This window comes from Infirmifilum sp. (assembly GCF_049970975.1).
Lineage (GTDB): Archaea > Thermoproteota > Thermoprotei > Thermofilales > Thermofilaceae > Thermofilum > Thermofilum uzonense.
This window is the reverse complement of record NZ_JBMFLX010000001.1, coordinates 12,482-30,474: the sequence shown is the minus strand read 5'-3', so window position 1 is coordinate 30,474 and position 17,993 is coordinate 12,482. Positions and strand designations below refer to the sequence as shown.

The following is a 17,993-nucleotide window of genomic DNA, read 5'->3' as shown; positions in this document are numbered from 1 at the left end:
AATGCGTGTAGTCGTGTTGACGGGAGGACAGACAAAAAGGATGCTACCCTTAACAGAGGGTTACTCCCGTGCTCTGCTTAACATAATGGGAAAACCTCTCTTCATGTATCCACTTCAGACGGCTTTAAAGGTTGTAGCTGGCAAGGGCTTGGTAGTAACCTCATCCGATACACCTCTTGGCGAGATAATCAGACATCTCCAGGCAACAGGATTATCCGCTCATGTATCTGTTAAGACCCAGCAGGAACCTGGCATTGAGGGAGCACTTTTAGCCTCTAGAGAGTTTACCGAGGGAGAAGAATGGTTCATGCTTGCTTACGGTGACGTAATAGTCAATGAGGAGGCGTTTAGACTTGTTCTTGATGTCCACGCAGGGAGTGGTAGACCTTCAGCACTACTTATCCCCAGCTCGAACATCCAATCTTTTGGATCTGCTATAGTACGCGAGAACATGATCACAAGGTTCCTTCCAGGAGGATCTAGCGATGAGACGAGCTATGTGGTGGGAGGGATTTTCATTCTACCTTCAGAGTTCTTTTCACTTTTAAAAAATGACTCGTCGTTCTTTGAAGCTCTTAATCAGCTAATCGAGAAGACTGGCGTGTATGCAGCCTTCTGGACGGGGGACTGGATAGCTGTCGACTATCCCTGGGATCTTATAAACGCCTTATACAGCCTGATAGATAAGAAGTGCGGGAAAATAATAGCACCGAGTGCCAAGGTTTCTCCTACAGCCATCCTTGAAGGATGCGTAATAATAGATGAAGGAGCTACTGTGGATCACTATGCAGTTATAAAGGGTCCTGTGTACATTGGAAGGAACTCCTTTATAGGTATGGGAGCTTTCATTAGGGAATATACTTCGATCGAGGAGAACGTTGTTGTCGGGGCTTACTCTGAGATAAAGCGTAGCGTTCTACAACCTTTCTCTACAGTGGGTAGCTTTTCGCTGATCACCGATAGCGTTTTTGGGTATGGGAGCGTGGCTGAACCCCGTACAACGGTTATCAGCATGCTACCTGAGAACTTTACCGCAGTACGCGAACTTCCATTACAAGGTATTGTCGGTAAGAAGAAGAAACTAGGAGCCTTTGTATCTCCATACGCACGCATTAAGTCTGGAACTGTATTGGGACCTGCTGTTAAAGTTCACAGGGATGGGCATATTGAGGGCGTGCAATGAGACCAAAGATTACAGTAATTCTTACAGCTTACCGTGAACCCGAGAACATCCAACAACTACTAGAGTTTTTCCTGCAAAACTCTTTAGGCGATACGATCGAAGTTATAGCAAGCGTCGACGAGCCTAGTGAAAAGTTGAAAGAGATATTGTCTATGTATCGGGAAAAGATAGTTCTTTCAGTAAGTGACGTTAGGAGGGGAAAGGTCGCGGCGCTTAATGATGCCTTATCGCTCGCTAGAGGCGAGGTCCTTATTTTCTTGGATAGTGATGTCACCATAAGGGATTCAGCATTCCTAGACGCACTACTTAAGGAAATCGAAAAATATGACGTTATGGAAATAAAGAAGATTTCTAAGAATAAAGGGCTGATCGGAAAACTCATCTATTACGACTACCTTTCCTTCGGAATTGCAAGTTACATCTTCGATAGAAGGGTAAAGCGTTGTGCTGGACTCAACGGCGCAGCCTTTGCCTTCAGAAGAAATGCTTTGAAGGAGCTTGGAGGATTTAAGAACTGTCTTCTAGAGGACATGGATATAGGGTTTAGGAGCTTTTATCTTAACTTACGATACAGGTACTTTTATTCTTCCTATGTTGTAGTAGATCCTCCATCAAGTGTACGTGAATGGATAAATCAGAGACTAAGATGGTCCCAGGGGGCATGGTTATGGTTAAAGGAGTACTTTCCACTCTTATACAAAGGTAGCCTATCGTACCCGCTTGAATCTCTCTCAGCCCTAGTGGTAATGTTTCCATGGATATTTATTTTCATGGCGGAGATTCTTTTATTTTTCCCAGCAATATCCGGTTTCCTCGTTACCTTATGGCACTTGGGTCTTGGTTTCTTTGCTCCCCTTCTACCGATAGTTTACTTGGCAGATGCTGTTTTAGCATTTCTACCTCCTCAGATATATTTCACCATTCCATACTTTCTCGCTTATTCCACCATCGTTTACGCGTTCGGTCGAAGGATAGGATATGAGGTAAAACCATTGTGGCTCACTTTGTATTTCTTCTTCTATTCACCGATCTGGTCATCTATAATGATGGCAAGCTTTCTTAGAACTTTTATCTTGAAAAAAGTGGATACTCGAGACTGGAAAATTTAAGTTTAAACTCTCTTACTGTAATTCGGTGATGATGGAAGAGACGGCTGATAGCGTGACGAATAAACTAGAGGCTGAGCATCCTCCTATGCAATTTAACAAGGCAATGATCCTAAGTATTGGAAACGAGCTTCTCATAGGGAAAGTTTTGAACACGAATGCCCACTGGCTTTCAGGAGAGCTTACAAAAATGGGGTTCATTGTAGATTCTATCGTTATTGTTAAAGATGATGTGTCTGAAATCGCATCGGCATTTCTTTCAGCAATTGAGAGAAAAGTCCAGCTGGTCATCTCTACAGGGGGCCTTGGACCTACTTTCGACGATAAAACAGTTGAAGGGTTAGCTCGAGCTTTCAGCCTACCGCTAGTGTTGAACGCTGAGGCGCTCGCCCTTGTAAGGGAGAAGTATTCTTCGAGGGGTTTGCCTCTAACACCAGAAAGAATTAAAATGGCGTATCTTCCCTTGGGATCTAAACCGTTGGATAACCCGGCTGGTACCGCACCGGGAGTTTACCTCAAATACCGTGGAGTTCACTTCTTTGTTCTCCCGGGACCACCTCGCGAAGTTGAGGCCGTTTTTAAGACGAGTGTACAGCCGATTATTGAGAGGGAGTTTCAGAGAATTGATTTTTATGAAGCACTTTTAACGATCAAAGGTATTCCTGAGTCTGAGTTTGCCCCTTTCGTAAAGGACGCTGCCGAGAGGTATAAGTCAGTATATGTAAAGAGTCATCCTAAGGGCGTGGAGCTAGGTTCTCCTGTTCTCGAAATACATCTTACCACTTTTGGTATCGAGAACATGTCACAGCTTCGATCATGCTTTGAGTACATACTCATGAGTGCTAAGAAGCTGGGCGGGGAAATAATTGTTTTAAAGGAGCCGGGCGTCAAATTATAGAATATTTTTTATCTATTATGTAGGCTGAAACTGCCAGCACTATTAAGAAGATACCAATGATAAGAGCTGGTGAAGGATAATATTTATAAAGCTCTATCAAAGGCCCAGATTCTAGGAGAAAAACAGACCATAGAAGCAAAAAGCCCCTATCCCTGCATTTATCTGCTCGGCACTTTACCCCAAACGCCCTGAACAGTAGGGATAGCCCGGAAACTGTTATTACCAGCGGGAAGACTTCGTAGCCCGTGACTAACCCAAGCCCTATAATGACGAAAGCGAGTCCCCATGAAATCAGTATGAGCAATGTTGCTAAATTCATCTGCTCACCTAGGTAAGGGGATTACCACAGTAGGGACAGAATTTCGCGTTCAATGGGACGTCGTTTCCACACTTAGGACATTTCTTAGTCAGGGGTGTACCACAATTGTAGCAAAATCTTGCTCCGGGCGGGTTTATGGTCCCGCACTTGGGACACTGTATGCCGGTCTGTTGTGGTTGTTGCGGCTGCTGTTGAGCTACAGCTGGTGCAGGAGGCTGCTGGGGGGCAGGCTGAGGGTATAAGAGTGGAGGAATCACTACCATGCCTGTCCCAATCGAGGCTCCAGGTGATTTACCCAGCTCTTGAGCTACGCTTTTTATCGTGTCCATACGCATAACCTCTGTAGCTGTCCCTGTCTGAGTAATCCAGAAAATCCTGTCGCGGTACTCGGGTGTCGTGTCCAGTCCCTCCATTTTTATGTCGATGAGCTCTAAGCCTATACGCCTGAAGGGTTCTAATAGGTCGAATTTCAGCTCAGCTGTAACCTTGTCAATATTAGAGAAAACCTCAGCGAGTTTGTATTTGCTGAGCGAGGCCATGGCATTTTCTAGAAAATATCCTCTTAGAAACCTGTTTACAGACTCTGTGTCGTAGGCTCTCTGAGCGCCAACAACCTCTACCACAAAAAGTTTGGGATCAGCGACTCTAAACCAGAAGCTCCCATAGAATTTCAAAGGCGCCAGATCCTGCGTTTGGGTCTGTCCTCCAAACTTTCCTTGAAATTGTTTAAGATTAACAAATATGATAGTAGCCTTGAATGGAGTCTCCGAATAAACTATCTTGTAAGCTTCTGCAAGTAAAGGAATATTAAGAGTGGATAATACGTGACGCCCAGGACCCAAAACGTCATATGCTTTTCCATCTCGAAAGAACACTGCCGCCTGGTACTCTTCGACTATAACGACCGAGCCTAGCTTTAAATCCTCATTTGGATACCTCCATACGATATCGTCCGGTGAAGGGTTTACCCATCTTATCACAGGAAGTGAACCTTTAGACACTACTCGCTCACCACTGTCTTAAAGAGGTTTTCACGTTGATTTATGTCGTCCTCCATTTGCCTCACGATATCTATGGCGTTATTTATTTTCTCCATTAGTTCTTGGTCCGTAACAGTAGAGAGTTCGAGAACTTTCTCCATTACTTTTGATGCTTGAGTTAAGAGTTTGTAGTCTAGTTCGAGGAGTGTTTGAAGTTCCTTCTCGCGAATTTTCACGCGGTCGAAGAGGCCGGAGTATCCATAACTTGCATGCTTTATCATCTGAGAAGCTTTCATGAGTTCGAGTCTCAAGTCGTCGAGCCTTAGAGCTGCTGAAATATTTTTCTTTTTTACAGCCGAGATCAAACGCTCTACTCTAATCCTAGCATCATCCAGTATAGAGGCGATCTTGCGCCTTACAAGGGCATCGTCCTCGCGGATAAGCTCCTTTTGCTTGTATCCTCGGAAACCTGGAACCATTAACTCCAGCTTCTCGAGTAGAGTAGTATCTTTACTCATCTAAACCATCAACAGAAAATGAGAAAAAGCAAATATATTTTTGATGTATTCCTATTAGGTTCCTAGCTGCTTTATTGTTTTACCCTGCCAATGAATCTGTAGACAGTAGTGCCACAGTGAGGGCATGTGCCCTTGTAAGCAAGCCTGCCGTTCTTAAGAGTTACCTGCTGAGGGTTCTTCATTTCGACCTGTTTGCGGCACTTAACGCAGTATGCCATGATTTTTTCGGGCATTGGTTTTCACCAAGACTAATTTCCTATTGGAGGTATATATCCTTTGCGTCTCAAAATTCTCTTCTTTTGTATAACGGTAGTATTTATTTCGTTATTTTTAAAAAGAGATTTATTTCTTCAAAAGGTATTCGTAGCTTATTTTAAACAGAAATTTTATAGAGTCTGCTAAGACTCCCCTACAACAACACATTTATTGACGGTGTCATACATATTAACTAGGAGTGATTTTAGATGCAAGCGCCCTGTGAAATAATAGGGAAAAAAGTACTACCAAGCATAAGGGGGATCATTGTAAGATACATGTATGAAGAACTGGGCTTGACACAGATTCAGATCGCGAGGTTGCTCGGCGTCAGCCAGTCAAGCATTAGCAGATACATTAATCAGCAACGTGGAAAGTGGACAGCAATGTCAGCTTCTAAAGATCTTGAGGAAAAAATACAAGAGGTAACAAAGCTGCTTATCGACAAGAAAATCAATCGAGAAGAGATATTATGTGAAATATGTAGATACATAAGAGCTACTCACCCCGAAGTTCTTGCAGAATCTTCTCGTATTTTTCACGGGAATCTTTGAATTCGTCGCTAGTTAAAACATCTCTTTCTGAAATATAATCTAAGCGTAGAGAGGTAGCATCAACTATTACTTTCTCGCGACGTGTATCTCTCAATAACTCCTCTTCTTGAGGATTTTCAAAGTATAGGATTCTATTTGAGGCAAGTGAGGTCAAAAGCATTGAGGCAAGATTCTCAACCTTCTCAACTTTGTTTTCGGCCGATACTACCACTACAGTGTCAAGATAAGGAGTGAGCTTTAGAGAAAATAGAAGAACACCTATCTCGTAAGCACGCCTTGAGTTCGCATTTTTTAAGCCGACGACTACTGTTCTATACGCGTCGAAGCTTAGAAAGCTTAGATAGGAAACATCGGGGGCGAGAAGCCTTACATACTCCGTCATTAGTTGTTCTCGCAGATTGTTAAGAGCATACTCGTCACTAAGGTATGGATGCGTTATCGACGTATAAAATACGGGTTCAGGCTTGTGCATCAGGGCTTTCGCACGTACTAAAGGCATTGGAAAACCTCCATAATATCTCATGTCTTCATAGAGCATTTTTCCTTCAGGCCTAACATCGCCCGGCACAAGCTCTCCTAATATAATCGTCTCGGCATCAAAAGGTACGTAGAGATTTCCATCTACCCTCATTAGGTTGACCGGTCCTCCTGATAAACCACCTGCGAGCAGATATTTGTTAAACCAAGGAAGCCAATCCATTTTCGAGACGAGTTGAAGGTAAGGCGAAACACCGATTATTATCGCGGCGTTAATCGCCTCACTATGTTTTGTAGACTCCTCTAGAAACATAAAAGCTTTCGATGATCTGGGTATGTGAAGGAGTAGGGTCTTCTCATCTATAACCTGGACTGGTTCTGAGAATAATATTGTTTGGCCAGTCTTCGGATCCGAGAGTAGAATAACTGGGTTTTTGATAACCGGGTGCTCTTCTCGGGCTGTATGTCTTACTGCTGGCAGACCTGTGAGGTCAAATTCAAGTGCCGAGCGTCTTAGGAATCCCTGGCTTCCTACGACTCTCGGGTATACGTCGGAGATCCAGGCAAATGAGGCTAAAACGCTTATCTTAGAGGAAGGGTCTAATGATACGTTAAGAAGGATCGAGATAAGCCTCTTAAAATTTTCAACTATTAGTGATGTACTGTTGTGAAAAGATATATCTATCTTGCCCAAATAGATATTCGTCGTAACTGGGTACTCCTTATCCACTACATCTTTAAAAAGTAATGCTTTCGACGTTTTACGAGCTAGGTTGACGGTAAACCAAGGAAGTTCGTAGTCGGCTAAAACGCTCTCCTCGATTTCAATCAAATGCTTACCGTTCCTCAAAGTCTCCACAAGGTCCCCTATGCTCACCTCTCAGCACCTGAGAATCTTTCATTCTGTCAATAGCTTATATGAAATCTATCCTCCCTTCTAGACTCCTCTCTAGGTGCAAAGAGGAGAGGATTTAACTTGCCTTCCTCAGCTAATTTCAATAACATGTCTCTGAACTCTGAGGTATGTTTTATATCGAGTTCAAGAAGTTTCTTTAAAATCTCCCAAACATTTCTCTGTATGTCTAAGAGCATCTCTCTAGGCATATGACCAACTATAAAGGGATCCTGCAACCACTTGTCAAAAGCCTCTATTGTTTTAACCATGTGGGTGAATGCCGCACGAGTAGCCAGTATCAACTCCAGTCGATCCGCATTGACAAGGTCAGTCTCTATTGAGCGCGCAGAGTCCAGGAATGTCTTCTGAGCTTGTACCCAGTTAGTTAGGTTGCTTGCGAACAGCTTTATAAACTCACCCACGTTATCCACGCGTTCAACTAGTAATAGTGTCTAAAAAACTTGCTGTGCTAAAACTTGACATTATCTTTCAAAGGTGGGTCTCGTTGGAGTGAAACTTATTCTCTCGAGTAGCATTTTTCTGCCAGCTATCTTGCCGATACCAATAACTTTGGATGATGCTAGCATCTTTTCAACACTCTGTATCTTCACTGAACTGGAGGAATATACTGTAAACAGCGGATCCCCGGGTTTAACTTTATCACCTATTTTTACGTGGAGTAGAACCCCAGCTCCCTTGTCAAGTGGAGCGCCGGCCATCTTACCTATAAGTGCAACCAAAGGATTATCGATATAGTATACAAAACCTTCTTCTTCAGCATAATATGTGTAAGTTTTATCTCCGACGGGCAACTCCTCGGGCTTTATCTCAGGGTTCCCTCCCTGTGCCTCTATTATTTGTCGAAGTTTCTTTTCAGCCTTTCCGGAGCGTAGAGCCTCATACGCCACCTCATAACCGTTTTGAATCCCCACCATCTCAAGCAGTGTACCTGCTAGGGTGACCGCCTTATCTACAAGATCCATAGGTTTAAGCGTAGATAAGGCTAGAAGCGCTTCCCTTGCCTCTAAGCTCGGACCAACAGCATAACCTAAGGGCTCCTCGGCATAGGTTGCTACAGCCTGAAGCTTAAGGCCAAGCATGGATCCAAGCTCTATGAAATCATATGAAATCCTGCGGGCCTCCTCAATGGTGCGAGCTTTAGTCCCCCTGCCTGTGGGTATATCGAGCACTACGTGGGTAGAACCCACTGCAAGCTTCTTAGCCAGGATGGACGGCACAAAGAAGGGGTCTATCCCTAAGGGGTATTCGACACGAATAATTATGTCGTCTGCAGGAGCCAGGTTTAATGCCCCACCCCAAACTATGCAGCCGTTAGTCTTCTCGATTACACGGGTCATTTCTTCTATTGAGAGGTTCACGGGGGCTAGGGCTTCCATCCTGTCTGCTGTCCCGGCTGGTGACGTTATTGCTCTGGAGGATGTCTTTGGTATTGTGAATCCCAGCGACGCTATTATGGGAACTACTATGAGACTTGTCTTATCTCCAGGGACTCCCCCCAGGCTATGTTTATCAAGAATTGTTTGTCTGTTCAAGGATAATCTCTTCCCGGTTTCAACCATGGCTACTGTTAGATTGTAGGCTTCATCTATTGAAAGACCTTGGAAATGAATAGCCGTTACCAGTGCGGCAAGCTCTACTTCGCTCAAAACTCCCTCGACTACGTCACGCATAAGCTGTAAAGCTTCATCGAAAGTTATTTTACCTCTTGAAAGCTTTTTACGGAGAGTATTCAGAGACTTGGGAGGTTCCGTAGGCTCGACCTCAACAAGATCTCCCTCATTTACCCCAAGGGTCTTAGCTACGTTTAAGTAAAGTCCTACCGAGTCGTTTGGAAATTCCTTTGCAATGTTGACCGCCGCAATGATACTTTTAGTTTTGGATTGGACACGAACCCTATCGTTTGGTTTAAGATCGAGTTTTCTTGCTAAAGACTGGTCAAGCACCACCGTGTGATGAATACTCTCATAAGGTAGCAGTTTAGTTCTGAGCTCCATATGCTCATCACCGACGAGGGTTCATTTTATCCCCATTCTTATTTATATATTTATCGAAATAAGTTTTAACTAGTACTGTGCAGGAAATAAAAATGATGCTGAAAGGATGGAATGGGAGGATATTATGGATTGACTTATCCAATAGGAAGATCAAGATACATGAATACGATGGCTCATTCGCCCAAAAATACATAGGTGGGAGAGGATTTGCTGCACGTATATTGTGGGATTACCTTCCCCCAGGACTAGATCCTTTCTCACCACACAACTTGCTTGTGATAGCAACAGGGCCTATAACAGGTCTTCCCGGCCCAAGCACTGGAAAACTCGTCGTTGCAGCTAAGAGCCCACTCACACACGGTTACGGAGACGGAAATATTGGGAGCTTAGGAGCCGTTTATATGAGATACGCTGGTTACGATGCTCTAGTGGTAACAGGGAAATCCGAGAAACCTGTCTACTTACACATTTACGATGGGAAAGTCGAGTTTAGTCCGGCTGAAGACCTCTGGGGCAGAGATACATTTACCAGCGAGAGGATACTCCGAAAGAAACATGGGAGAAACACAGGTATACTTCTCATTGGGCCGGCTGGCGAAAATAAGGTAAAGCTCGCTACGGTTATGTCACAGGAGGGTAGGAGCGGTGGTAGGCCAGGCATAGGAGCGGTTATGGGTAGCAAAAACTTGAAAGCTATAGTGTTTTCAGGAGATAGACTTCCTGAGCTCCACGATCCAGAGGAGTATAAAAAGCTAGCAGCCGAAGCATATGCAGAGATTAAGAAGAAGCCGGCTTATTCTTTCTGGATGAGACAGGGAACCATGTCAACAATACAATGGTCGCAGGCTAACGGCGTACTACCAACCTATAATTTCAGTGAGGGTGTCTTCGAGTTTAGCGAGAATATCGACGGGAATGCAATGGAGCGGGTGAAGAAAGGGCAGCGAGGATGCCCTAACTGCAACATGCCCTGCGGAAATTATATTCTAGATGATACTGGAGAGATCTCTGAACTTGACTACGAGAATGTAGCCATGCTCGGTTCCAACATAGGTCTTAATGACCTGGCCAAGATCGCAAGGCTTAACAGGCTTGCCGACATGTGGGGAATTGATACTATTGGCCTTGGTGCCGCTCTGGGTTTTGCAGCGGAGGCCTCTCAAAGCAAAATCATAGAGGAGAAGATTGATTTCGGAGACTTTAACTCGATGCTTGAATTATCCGAGGATATCGTTTATCGGCGGGGCCTGGGCGACCTGCTTGCAGAGGGCTTAGAGCACGCCTCACTCAAGCTTGGAGGGGATGAAATTGCTGTCCACGTTAAGGGACTTAGTGTTTCTGCTTATGACTGCCACGCCGCACCGGCCATGGCACTATCATATGGTGTAAGCACGGTGGGAGCCCATCATAAAGACGCATGGGTTATATCATGGGAAGTAGCACACGGAAGGTTCGAGTATACACGTCAAAAAGCGTTCAGGGTATTCGAGCTTCAAAGAATAAGAGGTGGGGTTTTTGAAATGCTGGTATCATGTAGGTTGCCCTGGGTTGAGGTAAGTCTAGAGTTGGACTGGTATGTAAGGCTGTTTAACCTCGCTACGGGGCTATCCTGGACATGGGACGATTTTCTGATAGCTGCTGAGAGAGTATTAACTTTAATCCGGGCTTTCTGGGTGAGAGAGTTCCAAGCTGAAGGTAAAGGTTGGCATAGAGGCAGGGACTATCCACCTAAGAAGTGGTTTACACGTCCGCTAACAAAAGGGCCATTCAAGGGAGCAAGACTGGACATAGATAGATACGACGAAATGCTGGGTGCTTACTACTCGTATGTTGGGTGGGATCACAGAGGCATTCCTAGAGCGTCCACGCTTGAAAGGCTAGGATTAACGGACGTACGCAAGGATTTAGAAAGTTTTATACAGCTAACTTACTGAGGGGGTATGGGAAAAATCAAGATACTTTATTATGGCTTCGTAACGGAGCTAGTCGGCAAAACCTTTGAAGAATTGGATGTAAGTGAAGAAAAGACTTACACCCTAAAAAGTATCCTAAACCCTATACTTCTTCCGCATCTCGGTAGAATCTTTTTCCTGGTAAATGATAGGCCTGCAGAGCTAGAGCATCCTATAAGGGTGGGGGATGAAGTCAAGGTACTTCCCCATATCGGAGGAGGTTAGAATAACCTTATACATCACTGGATAGATACTTACAAGATGCAAGACCCTCACTGCTGTAACTTATGGCTTGCAGTCATTAGAAAGCTGGTTGAAAAGCTCAGCCTTACAAGGGGCCAGGTCGCAGTAGCATCAGAGCTCTTTGCCCGTGAAGTCTTCAAGGACATGAAAGCATCTTCCATTGATGAGGCGATCGGCATTGTACTCGATAAGGTACAACTTAAAGGCTATGTTGAGATTGAGGGAGAGAGCATTAAAGTGAAGGTACAGGGAACAGATTGCCAATTGAGAGAGTACTGTCCTCTTCCCTTCTATGTGGCAGCCGGTATCCGTACGCTCACGGGCAGAAGAGTTTATGCAATTAGTGAGAAACTTGTCGAGTTCAAAGAGGGATTTTGTATTTTTGAATTGAAAGAAGTAGAGGAGCCTAAAGCATAACCCTTATTTCGACGGGATCTCCATCTCTCAGCTTTAACTCTGAACGTAATCTCACCTGAGATATCACTTCTAGAATTTCATCTCCATGCTTGGTTTTTTCAATATCTAGGACTGCGCCGAATACAGATACTCCATTGGCACTAATCACAGCCTTATAGACTGTGACTCCACAGAAACTTTTACCATTCAAAGTAAAACCCGGAATGTATATTCCTTTTCCTGAATTCCTTACGAAACCTCTCTTCTTCACTGAGTCCTCATCGAGCCTCACATTAAGCGTTCCAGGGAAGGGTTCAAAGCCTAGAGCTTCCTTGAAAGCTTCAACATACTGTGGAATGCTAAGATAGTACGCACCCTCGCCCAAACCAGGAACAACTTTACCTCTGAGCTCAACGGTTAAGCCTGAGTCAAGTATCCTCTTTAAATCCCCATAGATGCTCTCTAGTAACTCTCTCCCTCGAGGCGTTATCTTGAAAGCGATAAAACGCCCTAGAGGCACACGCTCAATATACCCCTCATCCTCAGCATATTTTAGAAGCTTCCGAAATCGCCATGCAGAGATATCTAGAGATTTTATTATTTCTGTCCGACTTATCCTTTCAGGAAAGTTGAGACAGTTCCTCTTAGCTAGTTCTAGGAGCAATGGGAAAATCTCGTATTTAGTGAGATTAGACACGACTTGATTATACCCCCCTGGTTTTTATCTTTAACTTTTCCTAAGTACAACATGAAACTTTTGAAAAGAAAACGCTACGTTAAAACGATGAAGTCACGTTTACCCTCAATGATTTTAAAAACAATCATTAGGAGGAAGCCAATCAATATAATTGTGTAGGCTAGCGTTGATAGAAAACCCGAGAAAGCTAAAAAACCTGTTACCAACGTCACGTATGATGGCGCTACAAACAGCAACCCTAGCCCTCTGCTTCCTTCCTTCCGGTAAAACTCATAAATTCTACGTAAAAATGAAACAAAAAAGTAGGAAGATGCTATTAGCGGCGGGAATAAGAAGACATTCGGAGAATTAAACAATAGAGAAATAATTGTCGCTCCAATAATTGTGATCAGAAGTACCCGGATGCTCTCCTCTGATACAGCTATAGCCTCATCAAGTATATCATCTAGCCTGTAGTACATAACCTATCCTAGCAAGGTCCCAATCCATGGAATAACAGTAACACTTTATTTAATGTCTTGGTATGTTTAACATACTGTCGTATTATGGCTGAATACGCTATAAAGATATTATCTGTAGGAATACCAATTGAACATATTGAGTGGCTAGAAAACATGCTGAGACTTATTTTCAATGCTTCGATCGTCACAGATTCGAAAACGATTACTTTAGGCTCGCTGATAGGGGTTTATTCAGAGGAGCGAGAACAGCTTCAGGCTGATAAACTTTTAGATTACCTCTCCGAGAAAATAGGCGTTTTACCCCACCAAAGGGTGCTGGTAGTGATTGATGGAGATGGATTCGTCGAGGGATTGAATTTTGTTTTCGGAATAGCTAAACCGAATTGGGGGGGAATAGTATTTACAGAAAGGCTTAAGCCAGATCTTTACGGCTCTACAAACTCTGTTCAACTGTTTCGTGCAAGATTGTTAAAGGAAAGCCTACACGAGCTCGGACATAGCTTTGGTCTGCCTCACTGCTCGCGGAACTGTGTTATGCGTTTTAGTAACTCGGTGTATGATGTAGATAGCAAGCCCGCGACTTTTTGTGCGCAATGTCAGATCAGGCTTAACATAGAGGCGCCTGGATTGCTTAGAGCAAGATAATTCTATGAAATTCCAAACAAAGCCCGGAGTATAGGAGTTGATTTGATGAACTCGATAGAGAGGGATTCCCATATAACTCCTGGAGGTCGTGGAAAGGGTGTGGATGTAATCAATACACGCGTAGGAGTTATTATAAAATCTGCTGGGACGTCATGAGGCAGCATTGGGATCTTCTTCTCGATAACCTGAAGGTCGTGGACAATGGTTACTATGGGCGTTCGTTCGGAGATAACGTGAAGTTCGCGGAGTATTCCATATTCTAAGTCGTAGAGCCCGTCGCCTCTTCCAAGTCTTGCACCGTTAGTATTTACAGCCACGCTACCTATGAACACAATATCTATTTTCATATTCTCAGGCCATTTAATCCTCTCGCCCATGGCAAGGGCTCCTCTTAGTGTCGATGCATATCCTAGTCGGTGAGGGGGTATTTTATCAGAATCCAGTAAAACATAGCCTTTTAACCCGGGAAGGGAGAGGATTACCTGCTTCCCCCTCCTGAGTGATTCCTCGCGTACAACTCTCATTGGGACGTCAGGAGTGGTGTAGATCACCGATGATGTTCTGAAATGTTCTAGTTTTACGAGTTTAGTTTGCACGCCGGAGCTTCCAATGAAGCCTGGTATTTTTCCATAACAAGGTCTCGGGGTAGTGACTACTTCATATTTTTCGAGGGTAAGCCATGTCTCCCTCCGAATATTCTCCTTTTCTTTCTGGTAGTTAGGACGCCGTTCTGCCATAAAACTCAAGGTTAGAGCGAACCTTCATAAATTAACGTTTCTGATGCCAGAACTTAGTTTCTAAGGTAATTAAGGCTCCGCGATTCTAGGATCATCAATTTGTCCTACAACTATGCGATCGGTTTAATGCGAGGATTCTATATACTAAGCACGTGTATATAATGCTCGATGACAACACGCAACGATCTTACAAGCAGTTATTACGTGACAAATAGGGGTGACTATACTTCGATCACAAAAGTTATCTCAGTTAAACTTCCTACAGGTCTCATTGATGCATTGGACCAGCTTATCGAGAAGGGATACTTTCAGAATAGAAGTGATGCGATTCGAGAGGCAATCAGAAAACTCCTTAGCAGTTACAGGGAGATGGACACTGCTAGATTCGATCGAGGACTTCACTTAGGTATCCGTTAAAAATAATTTTTATCCTATTTTTGAGCCGATCTTTACTTCTTTTTCCGGTACCAGCAGAACTGGTTTTCCGTCGTCTATGGCTGCTAGTAACATCCCTTGAGACGTATAGCCCATTAACGATTTAGGCTCGAGGTTTGCAAGAACAATTATTTGCTTGCCAACAAGCTCTTCTGGCTTGTAGTATGGACGTAGACCTGCTACTAGCTGCCTGACCTCGCTTCCAATATCCACTTTTAAGAGAATAAGCTTATCACTTTTCTGTATAGCTTGGGCTTCAAGAATGCGACCAACACGTATATCGAGCTTCTGGAAATCAGATAGTTTGATTGTTGACATACCATATGGTTCTTGAAATAGAGGTTAATTTTTATTTCGGATATACTCTTGAAAATAGGGGGCTTGAATTGGGTGAAGAAATAGATAGAAAGATCATATTCACTGAAAGTGATCTTATTCTTCTCGCTCTGCTTGAAGGTGAAAAGAAGATTACCGATTTAAGGCCATCCACGGGCCTCTCAACAACCTCCATCTATAATAACATCAAGAAGCTCCTACAATATAACCTTGTAGAGGAAGATAGGAAAGGAGCTCCGGGTAACAGGATTTTACGTCTCACAGAAAAGGGGCACAGAATTGCAACGCTTTTAAAACAGTTAGATGAAGAGCTCAAACCCAAGGTCGTTGTACTCAAGCCTGAATGAAAAACAATTTAAACTCTGATTCCGATTCTTCACACAATGCCCAAACATGCTGTTTTAATTATTGATATGCTCGAAGAATTTGTCCGGGGTCGTCTACGGGCAGAGAAAGCCGAACAGATAATCCCTCACATAAAGAGATTGCTTGATTATGCACATAGTAAGAACATCCCTGTTATACACGTGATAGATCAGCACTATCAGAACATAGATTTTGAGGAAAGATTATGGGGGCCCCATGCCTTGAAAGGCTCTAGTGAAAGCCGCATCGTTAGTGAGTTAACCCCATCTCCTGGAGACTTTGTTATTCCAAAGAGAAGATACGACGCTTTCGAGTACACGGACCTCGACCTTCTGTTACGAGAACTAGGAGTTGACACGCTGATAGTAGCAGGTATACACACTCACATATGCGTGCAGCAAACAGTCATGGGTGCTTTCTACAGGGGCTACAGGGTCATCGTACCTTTAGAGTGTGTGGCCGCAGCTAGCGATGAATGGCATAAGGTTGGCCTGCAGTATATGCAAAACTTCGCGGGAGCGGAGCTTGTTGGACTAGATACTCTGCTTAAACGGCTTGAGGTTGAACTACGGGCAAATCAGGTTGAAATCGTTTAAAGTCCTGAAAAAGCTCCCCAAACCTTCTCATAGTCTCTCTTTAATCTTTCACGAGATACATGAGCGTAGACCTGGGTTGTATTCAGATTAGAATGGCCGAGAAGTTCCTGTATCTCGCGGATGTCCAGACCACTTGCAAGGCTTATGGTTGCAAATGTGTGGCGCAAAACGTGCGGTGTGACACGTTTTCCTAGGCCTGCCTTCTTACCTAGATTTCTCAGTATTCTCTCGACTGTAGTGTAATGTATGTGATGATTGGGATTCTTTGAAGATGGGAAAAGCCACTCAGAGCTGTTACGGCTTAGCTCCTGCGCTAGGAGTCGAGTGACGCCGGGTGGAAAGTACACGTAACGTTCCTTGGAGCCTTTGCCCTTGACTCTTATAGTGTTTTTCTCGAGATCTATATCTGATTTTTTAATGTTTACAAGTTCGGCAACTCTCAAGCCTGTCGTATACAAGAGGAGCACGATTAGCTTCTCCTTGGAGTCTTCCGCTACTTCGAGCATTTTTTTAACTTCCTCGGGTTCTAAGTATCTAGGGAGTTTCTTCTCGCGTCTTGGAAGTTCGAAGTCTTTCAAAACATCTTTCTTCCCTATAAATTCGAGGAACCTTTTAATTGCAACGGCAGCCGTGTACAAGCTATCTGGCTTCCAACCTCTTTGGCGCAGATGAGCTAGAAAGAGATCTATGTCGTAGACGCTTACTTCCATTACACTTTTACTTCCGAGAAAACCGATAAATCTTTCAAGAATACTGCGGAACGACTTTATAGTCCTCTCAGACCTGTTCCTAGCAATCAAATGAGATATGTAAAGTCTCACCAGTTCATCATTAGAAAGACCTGTTGCTTGATTTGCACCGCTCATTTTATTCCTTCAACCCCAGTTCTTCAGGACTCCGGGCATATGCTTCAAGATGGGCGGCTACATATATAGGGGCGCCGGCTCTTAAAGCCAGCGCAACGCTATCACTAGGCCTGGCGTCTATGAAGATCCTCTCAGAGTTTCCCTCTTCTCCTTTTCTCAGTACTAAGGTTGCAGTATATACCGTGTTGTTAAGCAAGGCATCTATTGTCACCTTTTCAATCGTAACTCCCAGTGCTTCAAGAATATTTATTAGAAGATCATGCGTTAGAGGCCTCTCCATCTTGACTCCAGATAGAGCATTTTGTATCGATAATCCTTCACTGACACCGATGTATATGGGCAGCATTTTACCTTTCCACTCAGCTGCTTCGAGTAGCATCACGAATGCTGCTCCTGATGACTCGATAACTACAGGGTAAACCCCTACAACTTCAGCCTTCAAATAACGTTCGGCTTCACCACCACTCAATTGCCTCACCTTGCATCTCCTGGAAAAATGCTGGATTAATCCTTACAACAACAAGGTTCCCTTTAAACCTGCTAAGCTCCTTAACCTTCTTGATAATTTCGTTTACTATGAAAATAGGGTTGGATTTCACGAATCGCAGTACCTCTTCGCTATTTTGACTCGAAGCGACTTTAAAAAGAACTTCCTTTATGATCATGTCGGCCATTAGATTTGTGAAACATACTTCCCCAGAACTTATAAGTGAACCTATCGCAAACTTCCTGAAAGTAATAAGGTCTCCTCCAAGCGTGCTGAGTAAAGGAGAGACTTTGTCTTCTAATTCCTGGTAAGCTTTATTGTTCGCCTCATCATCACCCATGACTAATTTTACCCTTTGTTTCCACTTGAGAACCCATACCTCAATCCAATCCCTTAGAATTTTATCTATTTCCAAGGGATTTTGATCAGCCAAACGCGAAATATAGTTCAAAGCTTTAATAGAGAAGTCACTATCGTGTAAGAAGTCATTCATTACCGAAACATAATTGATGAAGTCCTGTGTAGCTACATCGCTCATAAAATCAGCCTCTTGTTGTGAAAGCTCTGAGAAAACAT

General features: G+C 43.7%; 25 protein-coding genes. 11 read left to right on the top strand and 14 right to left on the bottom strand.

Annotation, left to right across the window (positions count from 1 at the left end; translation table 11 throughout):
* The first annotated feature begins 1 nt into the window (after window position 1).
* The 3 genes from ACP5KC_RS00195 to ACP5KC_RS00185 are packed head-to-tail and all read left to right on the top strand — an operon-like array spanning window position 2 to window position 3,187.
* The gene (locus ACP5KC_RS00195) at window positions 2-1,183 is read left to right on the top strand and encodes a sugar phosphate nucleotidyltransferase (protein WP_428286699.1); all 1,182 of its coding nucleotides are present in this window, start codon (window positions 2-4) and stop codon (window positions 1,181-1,183) included.
* Complete coding sequence (locus tag ACP5KC_RS00190) at window positions 1,180-2,292, top strand: glycosyltransferase (protein WP_052883495.1); 1,113 nt, start codon at window positions 1,180-1,182, stop codon at window positions 2,290-2,292. Before ACP5KC_RS00195 ends, ACP5KC_RS00190 begins: the two co-directional genes overlap by 4 nt.
* Window positions 2,293-2,323: 31 nt before the next feature.
* Window positions 2,324-3,187 carry a nicotinamide mononucleotide deamidase-related protein gene (locus tag ACP5KC_RS00185; protein ID WP_273433125.1) on the top strand — a complete coding sequence of 288 codons (864 nt, stop codon included), beginning with the start codon at window positions 2,324-2,326 and terminating at the stop codon, window positions 3,185-3,187.
* Here ACP5KC_RS00185 and ACP5KC_RS00180 read toward each other — a convergent pair.
* The 4 genes from ACP5KC_RS00180 to ACP5KC_RS00165 form a co-directional block, all read right to left on the bottom strand.
* Window positions 3,177-3,506, bottom strand: a complete 330-nt coding sequence (locus ACP5KC_RS00180; RefSeq protein ID WP_273433124.1) for a hypothetical protein — start codon at window positions 3,504-3,506, stop codon at window positions 3,177-3,179. The genes ACP5KC_RS00185 and ACP5KC_RS00180 overlap by 11 nt on opposite strands.
* An 8-nt stretch (window positions 3,507-3,514) precedes the next feature.
* Window positions 3,515-4,507, bottom strand: a complete 993-nt coding sequence (locus tag ACP5KC_RS00175; RefSeq protein WP_052883492.1) for an SPFH domain-containing protein — start codon at window positions 4,505-4,507, stop codon at window positions 3,515-3,517.
* Window positions 4,507-5,004, bottom strand: coding sequence for a hypothetical protein (locus ACP5KC_RS00170; RefSeq protein WP_052883491.1), 498 nt, complete (start codon window positions 5,002-5,004; stop codon window positions 4,507-4,509). The genes ACP5KC_RS00175 and ACP5KC_RS00170 overlap by 1 nt, the downstream gene beginning before the upstream one ends.
* 71 nt (window positions 5,005-5,075) lie before the next feature.
* The gene (locus tag ACP5KC_RS00165; protein WP_191118622.1) at window positions 5,076-5,237 is read right to left on the bottom strand and encodes a DUF5679 domain-containing protein; all 162 of its coding nucleotides are present in this window, start codon (window positions 5,235-5,237) and stop codon (window positions 5,076-5,078) included.
* A 231-nt stretch (window positions 5,238-5,468) separates the two neighbouring features.
* On the opposite strand from ACP5KC_RS00165, the gene ACP5KC_RS00160 reads away from it, so the two are divergent.
* On the top strand, window positions 5,469-5,813 hold the full coding sequence (locus ACP5KC_RS00160) for a transcriptional regulator (RefSeq protein ID WP_191118621.1): 345 nt from the start codon (window positions 5,469-5,471) through the stop codon (window positions 5,811-5,813).
* Here ACP5KC_RS00160 and ACP5KC_RS00155 read toward each other — a convergent pair.
* The 3 genes from ACP5KC_RS00155 to ACP5KC_RS00145 are packed head-to-tail and all read right to left on the bottom strand — an operon-like array spanning window position 5,758 to window position 9,200.
* Complete coding sequence (locus ACP5KC_RS00155) at window positions 5,758-7,167, bottom strand: UbiD family decarboxylase (protein ID WP_428286698.1); 1,410 nt, start codon at window positions 7,165-7,167, stop codon at window positions 5,758-5,760. The two genes, ACP5KC_RS00160 and ACP5KC_RS00155, sit on opposite strands and share 56 nt — an antisense overlap.
* A 29-nt stretch (window positions 7,168-7,196) precedes the next feature.
* Window positions 7,197-7,607 carry a DUF2153 family protein gene (locus ACP5KC_RS00150; protein ID WP_191118620.1) on the bottom strand — a complete coding sequence of 137 codons (411 nt, stop codon included), beginning with the start codon at window positions 7,605-7,607 and terminating at the stop codon, window positions 7,197-7,199.
* Window positions 7,608-7,667: 60 nt separating this feature from the next.
* On the bottom strand, window positions 7,668-9,200 hold the full coding sequence (locus ACP5KC_RS00145; RefSeq protein ID WP_052883489.1) for an AMP phosphorylase: 1,533 nt from the start codon (window positions 9,198-9,200) through the stop codon (window positions 7,668-7,670).
* A 77-nt stretch (window positions 9,201-9,277) separates the two neighbouring features.
* Between ACP5KC_RS00145 and ACP5KC_RS00140 the strand changes: the two genes are divergently transcribed.
* From ACP5KC_RS00140 to ACP5KC_RS00130, 3 genes are read left to right on the top strand one after another with little or no spacing between them, the layout of a single operon-like run.
* Window positions 9,278-11,134 (top strand): aldehyde ferredoxin oxidoreductase family protein, encoded by a 1,857-nt coding sequence (locus ACP5KC_RS00140; protein WP_273433121.1) that lies wholly within the window; start codon window positions 9,278-9,280, stop codon window positions 11,132-11,134.
* 6 nt (window positions 11,135-11,140) lie between these two features.
* Window positions 11,141-11,377 carry a MoaD/ThiS family protein gene (locus ACP5KC_RS00135; protein ID WP_052883488.1) on the top strand — a complete coding sequence of 79 codons (237 nt, stop codon included), beginning with the start codon at window positions 11,141-11,143 and terminating at the stop codon, window positions 11,375-11,377.
* A 36-nt stretch (window positions 11,378-11,413) separates the two neighbouring features.
* A complete protein-coding gene (locus ACP5KC_RS00130; protein ID WP_273433120.1) occupies window positions 11,414-11,812 on the top strand; it encodes a hypothetical protein in 399 nt (132 codons plus the stop codon).
* Here ACP5KC_RS00130 and ACP5KC_RS00125 read toward each other — a convergent pair.
* Window positions 11,802-12,488 carry a DUF120 domain-containing protein gene (locus ACP5KC_RS00125; protein ID WP_428286697.1) on the bottom strand — a complete coding sequence of 229 codons (687 nt, stop codon included), beginning with the start codon at window positions 12,486-12,488 and terminating at the stop codon, window positions 11,802-11,804. The two genes, ACP5KC_RS00130 and ACP5KC_RS00125, sit on opposite strands and share 11 nt — an antisense overlap.
* A gap of 74 nt (window positions 12,489-12,562) precedes the next feature.
* Window positions 12,563-12,949 (bottom strand): hypothetical protein, encoded by a 387-nt coding sequence (locus tag ACP5KC_RS00120; RefSeq protein ID WP_052883485.1) that lies wholly within the window; start codon window positions 12,947-12,949, stop codon window positions 12,563-12,565.
* A gap of 84 nt (window positions 12,950-13,033) precedes the next feature.
* Between ACP5KC_RS00120 and ACP5KC_RS00115 the strand changes: the two genes are divergently transcribed.
* On the top strand, window positions 13,034-13,594 hold the full coding sequence (locus ACP5KC_RS00115; protein WP_273433118.1) for an archaemetzincin family Zn-dependent metalloprotease: 561 nt from the start codon (window positions 13,034-13,036) through the stop codon (window positions 13,592-13,594).
* A 2-nt stretch (window positions 13,595-13,596) separates the two neighbouring features.
* Here ACP5KC_RS00115 and ACP5KC_RS00110 read toward each other — a convergent pair whose 3' ends face one another.
* Window positions 13,597-14,331 (bottom strand): 5-formyltetrahydrofolate cyclo-ligase, encoded by a 735-nt coding sequence (locus ACP5KC_RS00110; RefSeq protein WP_273433117.1) that lies wholly within the window; start codon window positions 14,329-14,331, stop codon window positions 13,597-13,599.
* A 168-nt stretch (window positions 14,332-14,499) separates the two neighbouring features.
* Between ACP5KC_RS00110 and ACP5KC_RS00105 the strand changes: the two genes are divergently transcribed.
* Complete coding sequence (locus ACP5KC_RS00105) at window positions 14,500-14,748, top strand: ribbon-helix-helix domain-containing protein (protein ID WP_052883482.1); 249 nt, start codon at window positions 14,500-14,502, stop codon at window positions 14,746-14,748.
* A 9-nt stretch (window positions 14,749-14,757) separates the two neighbouring features.
* On the opposite strand, the gene metG is transcribed toward ACP5KC_RS00105, so the two are convergent.
* Window positions 14,758-15,084 carry a methionine--tRNA ligase subunit beta gene (metG, locus tag ACP5KC_RS00100; protein WP_052883481.1) on the bottom strand — a complete coding sequence of 109 codons (327 nt, stop codon included), beginning with the start codon at window positions 15,082-15,084 and terminating at the stop codon, window positions 14,758-14,760.
* Between the two features lie 5 nt (window positions 15,085-15,089).
* On the opposite strand from metG, the gene ACP5KC_RS00095 reads away from it, so the two are divergent.
* Window positions 15,090-15,449 carry a winged helix-turn-helix transcriptional regulator gene (locus ACP5KC_RS00095; RefSeq protein WP_052883480.1) on the top strand — a complete coding sequence of 120 codons (360 nt, stop codon included), beginning with the start codon at window positions 15,090-15,092 and terminating at the stop codon, window positions 15,447-15,449.
* A gap of 36 nt (window positions 15,450-15,485) precedes the next feature.
* Complete coding sequence (locus ACP5KC_RS00090) at window positions 15,486-16,064, top strand: cysteine hydrolase family protein (RefSeq protein WP_052883479.1); 579 nt, start codon at window positions 15,486-15,488, stop codon at window positions 16,062-16,064.
* Here the strand turns inward: ACP5KC_RS00090 and xerA are convergent.
* The 3 genes from xerA to ACP5KC_RS00075 are packed head-to-tail and all read right to left on the bottom strand — an operon-like array spanning window position 16,061 to window position 17,955.
* Window positions 16,061-16,930, bottom strand: coding sequence for a site-specific tyrosine recombinase/integron integrase (gene xerA, locus ACP5KC_RS00085; protein WP_052883478.1), 870 nt, complete (start codon window positions 16,928-16,930; stop codon window positions 16,061-16,063). The genes ACP5KC_RS00090 and xerA overlap by 4 nt on opposite strands.
* Window position 16,931: 1 nt before the next feature.
* Window positions 16,932-17,399 carry a bifunctional nuclease family protein gene (locus ACP5KC_RS00080; RefSeq protein WP_052884846.1) on the bottom strand — a complete coding sequence of 156 codons (468 nt, stop codon included), beginning with the start codon at window positions 17,397-17,399 and terminating at the stop codon, window positions 16,932-16,934.
* Window positions 17,386-17,955, bottom strand: a complete 570-nt coding sequence (locus ACP5KC_RS00075; RefSeq protein WP_428286696.1) for a hypothetical protein — start codon at window positions 17,953-17,955, stop codon at window positions 17,386-17,388. The genes ACP5KC_RS00080 and ACP5KC_RS00075 overlap by 14 nt, the downstream gene beginning before the upstream one ends.
* Window positions 17,956-17,993 lie beyond the last annotated feature (38 nt).

Coding starts and splice junctions, on each gene's coding strand:
- ACP5KC_RS00120 (WP_052883485.1), bottom strand. CDS start 12,949: ATGTACTACAGGCTAGATGATATACTTGATGAGGCTATAGCTGTATCA.
- metG (WP_052883481.1), bottom strand. CDS start 15,084: ATGTCAACAATCAAACTATCTGATTTCCAGAAGCTCGATATACGTGTT.
- ACP5KC_RS00110 (WP_273433117.1), bottom strand. CDS start 14,331: ATGGCAGAACGGCGTCCTAACTACCAGAAAGAAAAGGAGAATATTCGG.
- ACP5KC_RS00115 (WP_273433118.1), top strand. CDS start 13,034: ATGGCTGAATACGCTATAAAGATATTATCTGTAGGAATACCAATTGAA.
- ACP5KC_RS00090 (WP_052883479.1), top strand. CDS start 15,486: ATGCCCAAACATGCTGTTTTAATTATTGATATGCTCGAAGAATTTGTC.
- ACP5KC_RS00095 (WP_052883480.1), top strand. CDS start 15,090: ATGGTTCTTGAAATAGAGGTTAATTTTTATTTCGGATATACTCTTGAA.
- ACP5KC_RS00135 (WP_052883488.1), top strand. CDS start 11,141: ATGGGAAAAATCAAGATACTTTATTATGGCTTCGTAACGGAGCTAGTC.
- ACP5KC_RS00145 (WP_052883489.1), bottom strand. CDS start 9,200: ATGGAGCTCAGAACTAAACTGCTACCTTATGAGAGTATTCATCACACG.
- ACP5KC_RS00185 (WP_273433125.1), top strand. CDS start 2,324: ATGGAAGAGACGGCTGATAGCGTGACGAATAAACTAGAGGCTGAGCAT.
- ACP5KC_RS00170 (WP_052883491.1), bottom strand. CDS start 5,004: ATGAGTAAAGATACTACTCTACTCGAGAAGCTGGAGTTAATGGTTCCA.
- ACP5KC_RS00180 (WP_273433124.1), bottom strand. CDS start 3,506: ATGAATTTAGCAACATTGCTCATACTGATTTCATGGGGACTCGCTTTC.
- ACP5KC_RS00190 (WP_052883495.1), top strand. CDS start 1,180: ATGAGACCAAAGATTACAGTAATTCTTACAGCTTACCGTGAACCCGAG.
- ACP5KC_RS00165 (WP_191118622.1), bottom strand. CDS start 5,237: ATGCCCGAAAAAATCATGGCATACTGCGTTAAGTGCCGCAAACAGGTC.
- ACP5KC_RS00195 (WP_428286699.1), top strand. CDS start 2: ATGCGTGTAGTCGTGTTGACGGGAGGACAGACAAAAAGGATGCTACCC.
- xerA (WP_052883478.1), bottom strand. CDS start 16,930: ATGAGCGGTGCAAATCAAGCAACAGGTCTTTCTAATGATGAACTGGTG.
- ACP5KC_RS00075 (WP_428286696.1), bottom strand. CDS start 17,955: ATGAGCGATGTAGCTACACAGGACTTCATCAATTATGTTTCGGTAATG.
- ACP5KC_RS00130 (WP_273433120.1), top strand. CDS start 11,414: ATGCAAGACCCTCACTGCTGTAACTTATGGCTTGCAGTCATTAGAAAG.
- ACP5KC_RS00105 (WP_052883482.1), top strand. CDS start 14,500: ATGACAACACGCAACGATCTTACAAGCAGTTATTACGTGACAAATAGG.
- ACP5KC_RS00160 (WP_191118621.1), top strand. CDS start 5,469: ATGCAAGCGCCCTGTGAAATAATAGGGAAAAAAGTACTACCAAGCATA.